13 protein-coding genes are annotated in these 12,524 nt (G+C 71.0%); 1 reads left to right on the forward strand and 12 read right to left on the reverse strand.

Annotated features, from left to right (window positions below):
• Positions 1-156 precede the first annotated feature (156 nt).
• Entirely contained in the window at positions 157-762 is a 606-nt protein-coding gene (locus DRB89_RS17360; protein ID WP_112448315.1) for a hypothetical protein, read from the forward strand.
• 91 nt (positions 763-853) lie between these two features.
• Here the strand turns inward: DRB89_RS17360 and ddaH are convergent, their stop codons facing one another.
• The 12 genes from ddaH to DRB89_RS17420 form a co-directional block, all read right to left on the reverse strand.
• Positions 854-1,669, reverse strand: coding sequence for a dimethylargininase (gene ddaH / locus DRB89_RS17365; RefSeq protein ID WP_112448314.1), 816 nt, complete (start codon positions 1,667-1,669; stop codon positions 854-856).
• A gap of 95 nt (positions 1,670-1,764) precedes the next feature.
• The gene (locus tag DRB89_RS17370) at positions 1,765-3,027 is read right to left on the reverse strand and encodes an ATP-grasp domain-containing protein (protein WP_112448313.1); all 1,263 of its coding nucleotides are present in this window, start codon (positions 3,025-3,027) and stop codon (positions 1,765-1,767) included.
• A complete protein-coding gene (locus DRB89_RS17375; protein ID WP_162688615.1) occupies positions 3,024-4,328 on the reverse strand; it encodes an MFS transporter in 1,305 nt (434 codons plus the stop codon). The genes DRB89_RS17370 and DRB89_RS17375 overlap by 4 nt, the downstream gene beginning before the upstream one ends.
• On the reverse strand, positions 4,325-5,653 hold the full coding sequence (locus tag DRB89_RS17380; protein ID WP_112448311.1) for an ATP-grasp domain-containing protein: 1,329 nt from the start codon (positions 5,651-5,653) through the stop codon (positions 4,325-4,327). Before DRB89_RS17380 ends, DRB89_RS17375 begins: the two co-directional genes overlap by 4 nt.
• A gap of 63 nt (positions 5,654-5,716) precedes the next feature.
• The gene (locus DRB89_RS17385) at positions 5,717-6,970 is read right to left on the reverse strand and encodes an ATP-grasp domain-containing protein (RefSeq protein ID WP_112448310.1); all 1,254 of its coding nucleotides are present in this window, start codon (positions 6,968-6,970) and stop codon (positions 5,717-5,719) included.
• A 47-nt stretch (positions 6,971-7,017) separates the two neighbouring features.
• Entirely contained in the window at positions 7,018-7,935 is a 918-nt protein-coding gene (locus DRB89_RS17390) for a hypothetical protein (protein WP_162688616.1), read from the reverse strand.
• A 27-nt stretch (positions 7,936-7,962) separates the two neighbouring features.
• Complete coding sequence (locus tag DRB89_RS17395; RefSeq protein WP_112448308.1) at positions 7,963-8,697, reverse strand: SDR family oxidoreductase; 735 nt, start codon at positions 8,695-8,697, stop codon at positions 7,963-7,965.
• Between the two features lie 45 nt (positions 8,698-8,742).
• Positions 8,743-9,438: an SDR family oxidoreductase gene (locus tag DRB89_RS17400; protein ID WP_112448307.1), complete on the reverse strand. Its 696-nt coding sequence runs from the start codon at positions 9,436-9,438 to the stop codon at positions 8,743-8,745.
• Positions 9,435-10,178 carry an HAD family hydrolase gene (locus DRB89_RS17405; protein WP_162688617.1) on the reverse strand — a complete coding sequence of 248 codons (744 nt, stop codon included), beginning with the start codon at positions 10,176-10,178 and terminating at the stop codon, positions 9,435-9,437. The genes DRB89_RS17400 and DRB89_RS17405 overlap by 4 nt, the downstream gene beginning before the upstream one ends.
• A complete protein-coding gene (locus tag DRB89_RS17410; RefSeq protein ID WP_112448305.1) occupies positions 10,171-11,199 on the reverse strand; it encodes a hypothetical protein in 1,029 nt (342 codons plus the stop codon). Before DRB89_RS17410 ends, DRB89_RS17405 begins: the two co-directional genes overlap by 8 nt.
• Complete coding sequence (locus DRB89_RS17415) at positions 11,196-11,582, reverse strand: L-rhamnose mutarotase (protein WP_112448304.1); 387 nt, start codon at positions 11,580-11,582, stop codon at positions 11,196-11,198. The genes DRB89_RS17410 and DRB89_RS17415 overlap by 4 nt, the downstream gene beginning before the upstream one ends.
• A complete protein-coding gene (locus DRB89_RS17420) occupies positions 11,579-12,514 on the reverse strand; it encodes a dihydrodipicolinate synthase family protein (protein ID WP_112448303.1) in 936 nt (311 codons plus the stop codon). Before DRB89_RS17420 ends, DRB89_RS17415 begins: the two co-directional genes overlap by 4 nt.
• Positions 12,515-12,524 lie beyond the last annotated feature (10 nt).

Consider the following 12,524-nt stretch of genomic DNA (forward strand, 5'->3'; position numbering starts at 1 on the left):
CCATGAGATCCGGGGCGGCGCGGAGCGGAGTGGCTGAAGTCCCCCGCACACTTTCGTGAAAACCGGCTGCCCGGCTGCCCGGCTGCGGCATCGTCTTGTCCCGGGCGGCCCGGACAACCGGCGGCCTGAAAGCGGGCGGCGCGAGGAGGGGGCGTTGTGGCCAGGCGTGAGACGTGGACGACGGAGGAGTTCGGCTCATCCCATGCCGGCGCGGTGGGGGTGCTCCTGGCCGACGGCACGGTCCCGGGCCCCGTGTACTTCGACAGCGCCTCCGGCGGGGGAGGAGAAGCCGTCTCGCAGTGGAACGTCTACGACGGACACAGCGACCGCGTACCGCGCGCGGCGGCCCTGCGCGCCGTCTGCTCGTGCGGTTGGTCCGGTCCCGAGCACCGTCTGGACTGGGAGGCGGTCGCCGGGCAGGACCTGGTGGAGGGCGGGGACGAGCAGGCGGACGCCTGCGAACAGGACTGGGACGGGCACACCGTCCAGGTCGAGGCGACGACCGTCCCCTTGCCCGACACCGTCACCACCCTGCTGGAACAGCTTGAGCAGGAGATCGACAAGCTGACCAGAACCTCCCCGGTCGCGGCCGTACGGGCGGCCCGCCGCCTTGAGGTGACCGCCGAGCGGGTCGGCTACTGGGCCGCCCGCGGCACCGCCGGCGACCTCGACGCCGTACAGGCCGCGACCGCCCTCGGGCTCGATGAGGACGCCGCACGCAAACTGATGGCCCGCCTCGGACGCTGGAACCCCTACCGCTGACCCGATCCGCCGATGACGGTGCGGCCCGCCCGGACCGACGTGCGAAGGAGGACCCGGGCAGGCTCCACCGCCCCCGGCGCATGCGCGGAGGTCAGTCGCGCAGCTCCAGCGTGCAGCACTTCACGCTGCCGCCCGCCTTGAGGAGCTCGGTGAGGTCCACCCCGATCGGGTTGAAGCCGCGGGTGCGCAGTTGCTCCTGCAGGTCCTGTGCGGCCTGGGGGAGCAGGACGTTGAGTCCGTCCGAGAAGGCGTTGAGACCGAAGAGGGCGGCGTCCTCGTCCGAGGCGAGGATCGCGTCGGGGAACATCTCGCGCAGGACCTTCTGACTGCCGGTCGAGAAGGCCGCCGGGTAGTACATGATCTCCGTGTCGGAGAGCACTGCCAGCGCCGTGTCGAGGTGGTAGTGACGGGGGTTCACCAGGGTCAGGCTGGTCACGGGAAGGCCGAAGAACTCCTGGGCCTCGGCGTGGGAACCCGGGTCCGTGCGGAATCCGGTGCCCGCCAGGATGCGCCGGCCCACGGTGAGGTAGTCGCCCTCGCCCTCGTTGATGCGCTCCGGCCACAGCACCTCCCGGTAGCCCTGCCGTACGAACCACTGGAGGTAGGCGGGCCCCTCGGCGGTCCGCTCGGCGTGGCGGAAGCGCGCGCCGAGGACCTTGCCGTCCACCACGGTGGCGCCGTTGGCGGCGAACACCATGTCGGGCAGGCCGGGGAGCGGGTCGATGATCTCCACGGTGTGCCCCAGTTCGCGGAACAGATCACGCAACTGCTCCCACTGCAGGAGGGCGAGGGGACCGTCGGTCGGCTTCTCCGGCACCATCCACGGGTTGATGGAGTACGTCACGTCGAAGTGGCTCGGCGGGCACATCAGCAGCTTGCGGGGAGTGCCGACACGGGAGGCGGGCATGGCTGATTTCCTTTGCTGTGCATGGGTGGATAGGTGGGTGGAGCGGTGGGTGGGGCGGTGGCTGAGCCGGGGAACCAGGGGAAGAGCCGGCTCGGTCAGTGGGCGGTGCGCACGTCTATGCCGATCAGTGCCGCGGCGTCCTGGGCCCGGAGCCGCGCATCGGCCCCGTCGCGGCCGGTGGCGACGAGGGAGCCGATCCGGTCCCGGCCGGAGCGCGGGGACCGGACCCGGGAGCCGACGTCGACCAAGAGCCCGACGGAGACCACCCCCGGCGAGTCAGCGGCTTCCGGCACGCCGTGCACGCGTACGACGTCCCCCGGCTCCGCCGACAGGAACCAGCTCGCCGCGCCGCCTTCCGGGTGTTCCGGCAGGGGCGTGAGGGGCGCGTCACCGCGCATCACCGCGAGGTACTCCCGGGTGAGGTCGATGTTCCAGGCCAGTTCGATCAGGGTGACGATGCTGCCGCCGGGCATCCGGCCGGCGCATTCGACCAGGTGCGGTTCGCCGTCCACGACGATCCACTCGCAGTGCACGAAGCCGGTGTCGAACCCCACCGTCTCCAGGAGCAGTTCGGTGGCCGCACGCAGACGCTTGCGCTCCGCGGCGGTGATGTCCGCGGGCACGGTGTGGCCCTGCTCCACGGGACGATCGCCCGGGAAGAGCGATTTCGCGGTGATGTTGTGGAAGAGGGTACGTCCCTCTCGTACCAGGAGCTCGACACTGAATTCCGGTCCGCGGAGGTAGCTCTCGGCGAGCATGCGCACGGGCACGATGCTCTGCGCGGCCATGGCCGTGTGCTCCAGGACGGCACACTCCGCCCAGGCCTCGTCCACCTCGTCGACGGTTCGGACGATCCTCGTGCCGATGGAACCCTGACGGTTGGCGGGTTTCAGCACGACCGGCCCGTCGACCTCGGCCATCAGGGTGCGTACGTCGCTGGACGCCGACACCGTACGGGAGACGGGATTGCGCACGTCGCTGTCCGCCGTCACCTGCCGCAACAGCCACTTGTCGCGCAGCCGGTCGGCGGCCTGTGCCCCGGCACCGGGCACACCGAAGCGCTCCGCGATCCGGGCGGCGAACGGAACGGCGTACTCGATGCCGGGGACGACGGCGGCCGGGGGCCGGCCCCGGTACTCCCGGTGGAACCGGTCGGGGGCGTCCGTCTCCTCGTACTCCACGACCATCAGCTCGCACGGGGCGTCCGCGTCGGCCAGGACGGCGGCCAGGTCCTTCTCGCGCACGGCGGCGGGCGTATCGACGAAGATCGTCGTACGGTGCCGGTGGTACGTCTCGGCCACGTGCTGCCACCCTGCCGTGTACCCCACGATGATCACGGGACGGTCATCGGCGTTCATTGCGCCTTCTCCTCACGGGTCGTTGACGCGGGCGGGGCGTGTTCCGGCGGTGGCTCGGAGGCCATCGGACCGGATCCGGTTGCGCCGCTGCCCCGCGCGCGCATCGCGATGCCGGCCGCCAGGGTCGCGAGCAGCCCCAGGCCGCCCCACAGCAGCCAGACCCGGTCGCCGAGCGCGTTCCACCCGAAGGCGCCCAGTGCCGGGCCGAGAGCGGTGCCGAGACCGAAGGCGGCCTGGGTGAGGGCGAGGTAGTGGCTCTTGTCGGCAGGTCTCGCCAGCTTGGCGGGATAGCTCCACATGGTCGCGCCGCCCACCATGGAGCCCAGCACCCCCACCAGCGTGGCCGTGACCAGGAGCACCACGGAGTCGGGAACGGCGTACATCGCGCGCCCGGCACCGAGCAGCAGCAGCCCGGTGCACACGGCCACCCATGCGGGCCAGTGCTGGGTGACCCGGGTGACCAGCAGTTCCAGCGCGATGATGGCGCCGGCCGACAGGCTGATCAGCCAGGTGTAGGAGGTGGCGGAGTAACCGGCCTCCCGCATGGACAGCGGCAGTACGACGAAGGACTGGATGAAGACGGCCGCGCTGAGGAACATCGCCAGCAGGAACAGTACGAAGCGGACGTCGCGCACGATGCCCAGATAGCCCACCCGCTGCCCGGCCCGGGTCGTGTCCTTGGCCGCCGGTGCCTGACCGGGAGCGTCCTTCGGTACCGCGACGAGCGCGATCAGCGCGTACACCAGGGACGCCAGCGCGCTCACCCAGAACAGCAGGTTCCAGGAGACCAGCACCAGCCCGGCCGCGCACAGCCGGCCGACGGTCGCCCCCAGGTTGAGCGCGATGCGGTTCATCGAGAAGACCATGACCTGACGCGCCTCGGGGACGAGGTCGGTCAGCAGCGTCATGGATGCCGGCCGGTACGCCTGGACCATCGCCCCCGAGACGGCGATCGTGCCGACGAGCGCGGCGTACGAGCCGATCAGGGGCAGGACGCCGGTGAGCAGGGCCGCACACAGCATGGAGAAGATGATGGTCCTGCGCGGCCCCAGCCGGCGGACGAGCTCGGCGCCGAACACGACACCGGCGATGGTCCCCGCGCCGTAGGCGGTCATCGCCGCTCCGGCCTGTTCCGCGGAGAAGCCGCGCCAGACCAGGTAGAGCACGAGGAACGGCTGGACGAAGCCGCCGACCTGGTTGACGAAGACGCCCAGGAGCAGGAAGCGCACCGTCGGCGGGCTGTGCCGCCACGTTCTGACGGCACCCCACTTCTCCGTGTCCTGCTGCGGGGACGCGGTCATGGGGCCGTCCCGGGGGAAGTCTGCGCCCAGGCCAGCTCGGGTTCCGCGTCGGCGGTGAGGGCTGGCGCCGGACGGTGGTCGAGGCGAAGGGCCGCGCCGGCGACAGCCAGCCTGCTCTCGCACTCCGGCACCGTCTCGGCGGTGCATATCGCGTACGCGTAGCGGGAGATGTAGCCGCGGGGCGGGAGCCGCAGCACGTCACCCGGCTCGACGAGGGCCGCCGCCTGGTGCAGGCCGGGCAGCGCGTCCGGTGCCGGCATGCGCACCGCTTCCACCGTGCAGTCGTCCGGGGGGTAGGCGAAGTGGATGCCCGCGACCGCTCCGTCCGCGGCGACCGCTCCGTCCGCGGCGGCCGGTTCGACCGGGCGGCCGAGTGCGGCACGGGCGCCGCACCGCCCGGGGTCGATTCCGGTCGCCAGGCTGCCGAGAAGGGGGATGAGGCCGCCGCCCAGCCGGGCGTTGACTTCGATCAGTCGAGGACCGGAGGAGGTCAGCCGCACTTCGGTGTGCGTGATGGTGCCCGTGGCGCCGAGCGCGCGGTGGGCGTCGGCGAGCAGCGTGAGCAGCTCATCGTCGGACAGGAGCGGGTCCTGGGAGTCGACCACATGGCCCGTCTCCTCGAAGTAGGGCGCCATCGCCACTTGCTTGCGGGCGAGGACCAAAGGGCGGTAGACGTCGTCGACCAGCAGCCCGTCCACGCTGATCTCGGGGCCATCGGCGTACTCCTCGACCAGTACGGACGCCTCGAAGACCGGGACGCCGGGGTAGCTGGGGGCCGAGGACTCCCGGTAGGCGTCGGCCAGCTCGGCCCGTCCGGGCACGAAGACGACGCCGAGGCTGCCGGCCAGGCCCCGGGGCTTGAGAACCACCGGGTAGCCGATCTCGTCCGCCACCCGCGTGGCCTCCTCGAGGGAGGCCACCGCCATCGACCGGGGCTGTCCGACGCCGGCGGCGTCCAGCAGCGCCCGGGTGCGGCTCTTGTCCCGGCAGTTGCGGACCGCCTCGGGCCCCATGCCGGGCAGACCGAGCGCCTCGACCACGGCTGCCGCGGGTTCGACGAGCGCCTCGGAGAAACAGAAGACGCCGTCGACGCGGCGGACCGCGTGCAGCCGTCGGGCCGCCTCGACCAGGGCGCGTGGATCGGAGGTGTCGACGAGGGTGAAGCCCGTCAGATACGGCGTCTGCCAGGTCGGATCGGCCGTGTCGAACAGCCAGAGCGCATGTTCCCTTGCGGCGCCGGCGAGCAGGTACTCGCGGTACAGGCGCAGGCCGCTGCCGACGACGACGAGCACACCGTCGTCGGCCCGCTCGGAGAGTGAATCCATCGTCCTTGTTCCGTCTTTCGTGGTCGTTGCGCGAGAGGGCCGGGGCGGCTTGGCGTTACCCGATCAGGCGATGGTGTAGAAGCCCTCGCCGTCGAGCTGGCGGATGGTGCCGCGGTCGCGGTGGACGACCGCCTCCACCTCGTGGGCGAGCTCGACGAGGAGCGGGATCTTGAAGTCGTCGACCGTCCGGTGGAGCGCCCCTCCCGGCGCGACGCCCATCTTGAGCTGGTGGAAGCTCTCCAGCGCACGGACGTCCGGCAGCCTCGGATAGTCCACGAGGGTGCCCGACCGCGGCGAGATCAGGCCGACGGAGGAGACGAACCGCTCCACCCGGTAGTCCTCGCCGCAGCGCTCCAGGAACCTGCCGGGCTCCAGGTAGGCGTCGAGCGTCCACTCGAGCTGGCCCTCCCCGAGGGCGGTGCGCACGAGCACCGGAAGACCGCCGCCGCACAGTCGGGCACCGGTCTCGATCAGAGCGGGTCCGCCGGGCGTCAGCTTGAGCTCGGTGTGGGCCGGTCCGTTGGCCACGCCCAGCGCGTCCAGCACGGCACCCGTATAGGCGACCAACGCGTCCTGCACCTCGCCGCGCCGGGTCAGCAGATGGGCGCTGTCGAGGAGGTCGCGCACGCCGTTCGCCGAGATGTGGGTGGTCTCCCAGATGTCGGTGACGTGGTGGCGTCCGTCCATGCTGACGGTGTTGACGTAGTACTCGGTGCCGAAGAGGTACTCCTGCAACAGCACCGCCTCGTTCTGCGAAGCGACGGCGTTGTCCTGGCCCAGGACACCGCGAAAAGCCTCCCTCACCTCATCGGCGGAGTCGCAGAACCGCACTCCGTCGCTTCCGGAGCTGCGCAGGGGCTTGACGACGACTCGCCCGCCCAGCTTGCCGAACCACTCGACGGCTTCCTCCTCGTCGGCGGTGATGTGCTGTTCGGCGCCGCGCAAACCGGCGGACTTGACCGCCTCGACCATGCGGAACTTGTCGCGGCGTTCGGCGCTGAGGGCGGTGCCGTTGGAACGCAGGCCGAGCATCTCGCTGAGGGTGTCGGCGAGTTCCACCCCCACCTCGCCGCCGGGCAGGACGGCAACCGGCCGGTGGTCGCCGAGCAGGCGGGCGGTGGCAGCCAGGTCGCCGCGGTGGACGATGTTCACGGGAAAGTCGTCCGGCACGAACTGCGGTGCCGAAACGTGGGGGATGAGCTCGGTGCTCTGGACGTGCACGGCTCGGTAGCCGCGCTCCCGCAGTAGCGGGGCGAGACGGTTCGCCGAGGAGTAGGCGTCGACGATCGCGACGGTCGGCGGGGTGGACGCGGACACGGTGGTTCCTTCTGCTGGATGGTCCGGGACGGGCCGGGAAGGCCGGCTCATCGGGTGAGGACGAAGACTCCCTCGCGGTTGCGGGACTGGTAGTGGTCGATGTCGGCGAGGAGGGTCGCGCGGTCGTGGTGGCGCAGCCAGAGCGTCAGGACGGGGTTCTCGTTCACCGACGGAGTCACGGGGGCTCCGGGTTCGGGAATGCGTTCCGGCCCCGCGTACGAGGGTCGGCCCAGGAGCTCGTCCAACCCGGTCACTTCGGCGAGCGTGCCGTGCGCGCGGGCGATGAACGAGTAGTCGGCGACGCATCCGATGTCGCCCGCATCGGCCAGGGCGACGGGACGGCCGGTTGCCAGGGCCCCCGCCTGACCGGGAACTCCGAGCAGGGCACACAGCTCCGGCAGCGGCGAACCCGCGGGCCGGGCCGCCCATTTGATGACCTTCAGGGTGTCCTCGCCGACGACCAGTTCGAAGTGGACGGGGCCGTCGGTGATGCCGGCGGCCTTGACGACCGGTGCGAGGCCGTCGGTGAGCCGGGACAGCAGCGGGTCGTCGGGCGAAGGGTTCATCACGCTGGTGAGCAGGGTCCGCGGTCCCTCGTCGAGGGTGAAGCAGCGCCAGCAGTCGGTCAGGACGAGACGTCCCTCGTGGACCACACCGTTGGCGAAGTACGGGGTGCCGGGCACCAGGGCGTGTACGACGACGCGGTCGCCGGAGCGCTGCCACAGGTGAGCCCGGGCGGACTCGGTGAGCGGCGCCCCCGGCCGGTGGAACAGCGCCGAACCGATCTCGGCCGAGAACTCCGGGCGCACGACGACGGTACCGGTGGCGCCCGCGAGGTGGGCGGCGAGCGCGGCCGGGGTGTCCAGGACGGTCAGGTCGAGCGCGAGGCCGGTCCCGGCGGCGGCGACCGTGGCGTTCTGCGCCACCTTGCTGCGGGACACGGGTGTGGACACGGGTGTGGACACGCGAGTCGACATGGGCGTGGACACGGATCAGACCTGCTCGAAGTGGAAGGACTTGATGAAGCAATCGCGGGGCTGGCCCACGGCGAAGAGCACACACTCCGACAGTGACTGGGAGGTCAGCATCGAGTCGGCGGTGCGCGGCGCCTTCTCCCAGGCTTCCGACAGCGGATCGGCGTTGCGGAAGTCCGGCGGGTACAGGGAGATGACCCGCACCCCCTGGCCGCGCAGCCGCTCGGAAAGGATGTCGGAGAATCCCGCCTGGGCGTGCTTGGCGGCGTAGAAGGCGTCGTGGGCGCTGGAGCGGCTGTATCCCTGAGCCCCGCAGGTGGAGACCATGGTGACGATGTCGGCGTGGTCGGAGGCGAGGAGCAGCGGCAGGAGGTTCTTGGTGACCAAGACCGTGCCGACCGCACCGGCGGCGATGGTGTCGACCACGTCCTCGTCGGAGGCGGAGAGCAGGTCGGCGCCCTCCAGCCAGCGAGCCCCGTTGTTGACGAGGACGTCGATCCGGTCGGTCGCCTCGGCCAGCCGGGCGGCGAAGTCGCGGATCGAGGCGGGATCGGTCAGGTCACAGGCGAAGGCGTGGACCGAGGCGTGGCCGAGGGCACGGATCTCGTCCCGCACCTTCTGCGCACCGGCAAGCCGGCGGGCGGAGAGGAAGACCTCGGCGCCTTCCTGGGCGAAACGAATGGCCAGGGTGCGGCCGAAGTCGCGCGAGGCGCCAGTGATGACGACGCGGTGACCGGCGAAGCGGTTGCTCACAGTGTGTCCAGGGTTTCGTGGTCGGGACTGGTGGTCGGGACCAGGCTAAGAGGCGGGGAAGAACAGGCCGTTGCCGGACGGCTCGTGGGGCAGACGGTGCAGGAGATGGTCGACCGCCGTACGGGCCCACGCGTCGGGGGCGGGGTACTGCTCGTGTTCGCCGGGCAGACAGGTGGCCAGCATCTCGGTGTCCACCGCGCTGTGGGGGGCGATGGCGAACGCCTTGACGTGATCGGGCAGCTCCCCTGCGAGGGCGCCCACGTACCCCTCGACGGCGAACTTCGCCGCACTGTAGGCGGCGAGGTGGTGGCGCGGGTTGCGGCCCCAGCCGGAGGACAGCGCGACGAACATCCCGCCGGACTCGAACATCAGCGGAAGGAAGGCGTGCGCCATGGCGTGCACGCCCTCGACATTGACGCGCACGACCTCGGCGAAGACGGCCGGCTCGACCTCCCAGACCGGCCGCTGGGAGTGGATGGCACCCGCGTTGGCGATCACCAGCCCCGGTTCGCCCAGCTCGGCGGCCGTGGCCCGGGCCCACGCCGACACGGCGTCGGCGTCGGTGACGTCCACCGTCTCGACCAAGTGCCCGGAGCCGAGCATGCCGCGCAGCTCCCTCACCGCGCCGGTCGAGCGGCCGCATCCCGAGACGGGATGGCCCAACTCGGCGAAGCGCAGGGCGAGGGCTCGGCCGATCCCCTTGGTCACTCCGGATATCACCACGGGAGGTCGCACGCTCATGCTGCCGTTCCCTTCGGTCGGTCGTCGTGGCAGGCGCCCGGCGAAACGACGGTGCCGGGGGTGAGGTCCCACACCTGGTGGGAGCCGATCGCCTCCGGCCCGGTGAGAACACGGCCGGCCGGGAAGAAGGCGTACCGTTCCACGAACAGGAAGCCCGTACCTGCCTTCGCGGCGGCCAGCAGGTCCTGTCGGGCGTCGCCGACGAGCACGGTCCGCGCCGGTACGACGGCACCCTCGTCGCCGAGGATCTCGGCCAGCCGCCGGGCCTTGGTGCGTTCACCTCCCCGTACGGAGCGGAAGTGGGAGGCGATTCCGGCCCGTGCGAGCACCGCCTCGGCCTCGGCGGTGAGGGTCCCGGTCGCCACGTGCAGGGGGACGCCCCGGGCCGCCAGCGCACCGACCAGCTCGGCGGCCCCCGCGCACCGCGGGGCCTGCCGGTAGCGCTGGGCGAGCAGGGCGGCGTAGCGGCCGGAGTAGCGGTCCCAGAACGCCTCGAAATCGGGCCCCTCGCCCCTCCCGCCGAGCCCGTCGCGATGGAAGGCGGCGAAGTGCTCGCGCCGGGACCGGCCGAAGGTCCGGCGGAACTCGTGGAGGAAGTCCTCCACGAGTTCCGTACCGAAATCCGACAGCGCGGTCCGCATGCAGGCGACCTTGACCTCGTTGGAGTCGACGAGGACTCCGTCGAGGTCGAAGACGACCGTGTCGTGACCGGCGAGCCAGTCGAGCAGACGGTCAGGCATGCTGCAGTACGCGCTGCAGCTTCTCGGCCGAGAAGCTGTGCGCGCCCTCGGAAGCGAGGGACCACAGGGCTCGAAGGCGCCTGTCGGGGCTGTGGTCCGCGGTCGCCTCCAACTGCTGCACGTAACTGGGGTGCACCCCGTGCATGCCGGCGATGGCATAGAGCGGGTTGGCTCCCCACCGGTGCTTCTCGAACAGGGCGAGGAAATGCCGGGCGGTGGTCTCCAGGAGCGGCCGCATCCGGCCGGCCGGTTCGCCGAGGGCGGCCAGCAGTTGCTCCGTGCGGGCGTTGCCCGCCCCTCGCCCCATGCCGAGGACGGTGGAGTCGAGCCAGAGCGCACCGGCTTCGGCGGCGGCCAGGGTGTTGCCCAGTGCGAAGCCCTGGTTGTCGTGGGCGTGGATGCCCACGGGTGCGCCCTGGCCCGCGCGGAAGCGGGTGACCAGGGACCGTACCCGGGCGGCGTGCATGGAGCCGAGCGAGTCGGCGACGTACACCGCCTCCAGCGGGCCCATGGCGGCCACCTGCCCGATGATCTCGTCGACCTGCTCATCGGTGGCCAGGTCGATCTGCATCAGGTTGAGGCAGACCCCGAACCCGGCTCCGCGCAGTGATTCCACCAGGCCCGCGCACTCGGCGACCCTGGCGTGGTGCACGGCGACGCGTACGAGCTCGACGGGCAGTGCCCCGGTCGCCAGCCGTTCGGCGAGCCGCGGCCCCACCCCGTCGGCGGATTCACCGAGCAGCGAGCCGGCGTCCACCATGACCGCGAAGCGCAGGGAGTGGTCCGTGGGCAGCGCGATCCGCAGGTTGGGCGTCAGCCCGGCCGGCAGTCGTCCGTAGGGGCCGCGGTCGTTGTCGTCCAAGGACGCGTAACCGAGTTCGACCACGTCGACGCCGGCGGCGGCGCATGCGGCGAGGTACTCCTCCACCAGGACGGAATCGAAGTTCCAGTTGGTGTAGTAGCCGCCGTCGCGCAGGGTGCAGTCGAGAAGGGTGACCGCGGACCGGTCGGTGGTGCTCACACCGCGTCCAGGTCGGGCAGCGTGTTGGTGAAGTCGACGTGGTGGATGCGGCGCATCGGGGCCCAGTTCAGCTTGCCGTCGTTGCCCGGGTGGCGCTCGAGGAGCCCGCCGTCGGTGTGCATGATGTCGTCCCACTCCTGGACCTTGGGGTGGAGGTCGTTGGCGCGCAGGAAGTCGTGGACGGGCTCGAAGTGGTCCTCGGCCTCGACGTACATGAACAGCGTCAGCGGGTCGATGTAGAAGATCTGCAGCTTGCGCACGCCGATGGTGTCGAGGGCGCCGCCCGGGCCCACGATCTCGGGCCAGACTTCGCGGTGCAGGGCGATGTACTTCTCGGCGGCCGCTTCGTCCTTGAGGCGGATGGTGAAGGCGTGGTTCTTCATCGGGAGAGCTCCTTGGCAAGGGTGAGAAGGTTGTCGTAGGTGTGGCGGACCTCGGTCCAGGTCTCGTCGTCCAGCACGTGCCGGCTGGGACCCCGGACGAGGGTGTTCTTGACGATCCCGCGCTCCTTCAGGAGCCGCTTGGCGATCGAGAGGTAGTAGTCGGTGCTGTTCATCATGTGACACATGAGGTAGGAGAGCGGGTGGCCGATGCGCTCGGCCTCGGCCCGCCGGCCCTGTTCGAGCAGGCGCCACAGCACGACCACGATCTCCGCGATCTCGGTGGCGGGGATCGTGCCGACGAGCCCCCTGCGGTGGCAGTCGAGCAGCATCATGCCGCCGTCGCCCTCGAAGATCCGGGCGCGGCCGCCGGTGGCGTCGCGCAGCAGGCTGACCCGGGGCGGGGTCGGCTGTGCCTCGGGCTTGAACAGCACCCGGTCCTCGCCGAACTCCTCCAGCAGCCGGACCTGGGTGGCGATCGACAGCGGTATCTTGGCCAGGCTCTTGGCGTGGTGGACGATCACGGGGATCTCCACGGAAGCGATGACCCGGCGGTAGTAGCCGAGCATCTCCTCGTCGCCGAGGGCGACGGTGGCGGGATGCATCACGAGCAGGGCGTCGACGCCGGCCTGTTGCGCGTGGCGGGAGTACTCGATGGCGGCCTCGGCGGTTTCGGCGCCCGTGCTCATGACGGAGACGCCGCGCCCGGCGGCGGCCTTGGCGCACAGTTCGGCGACGCGAAGCCGTTCGGAGTGGGTCAGCCGGAGCACCTCGGAGACCTGCCCGACGACGAACCCGTCGCAGCCGACGCCGAACATGTGCTCCGTCTGGGCGAGGAAGTCTTCCTCGTCGAGGGCGCCCTGCTCGGTGTAGGGCATGAGGATCACCGGCAGAACGCCTCTGATCTCCGGTTTCGCTCTGGTCTGTTCGGTCATCACGTCTCCT

The sequence above is a fragment of the Streptomyces sp. ICC4 genome, from assembly GCF_003287915.1.
GTDB lineage: Bacteria > Actinomycetota > Actinomycetes > Streptomycetales > Streptomycetaceae > Streptomyces > Streptomyces tritrimontium.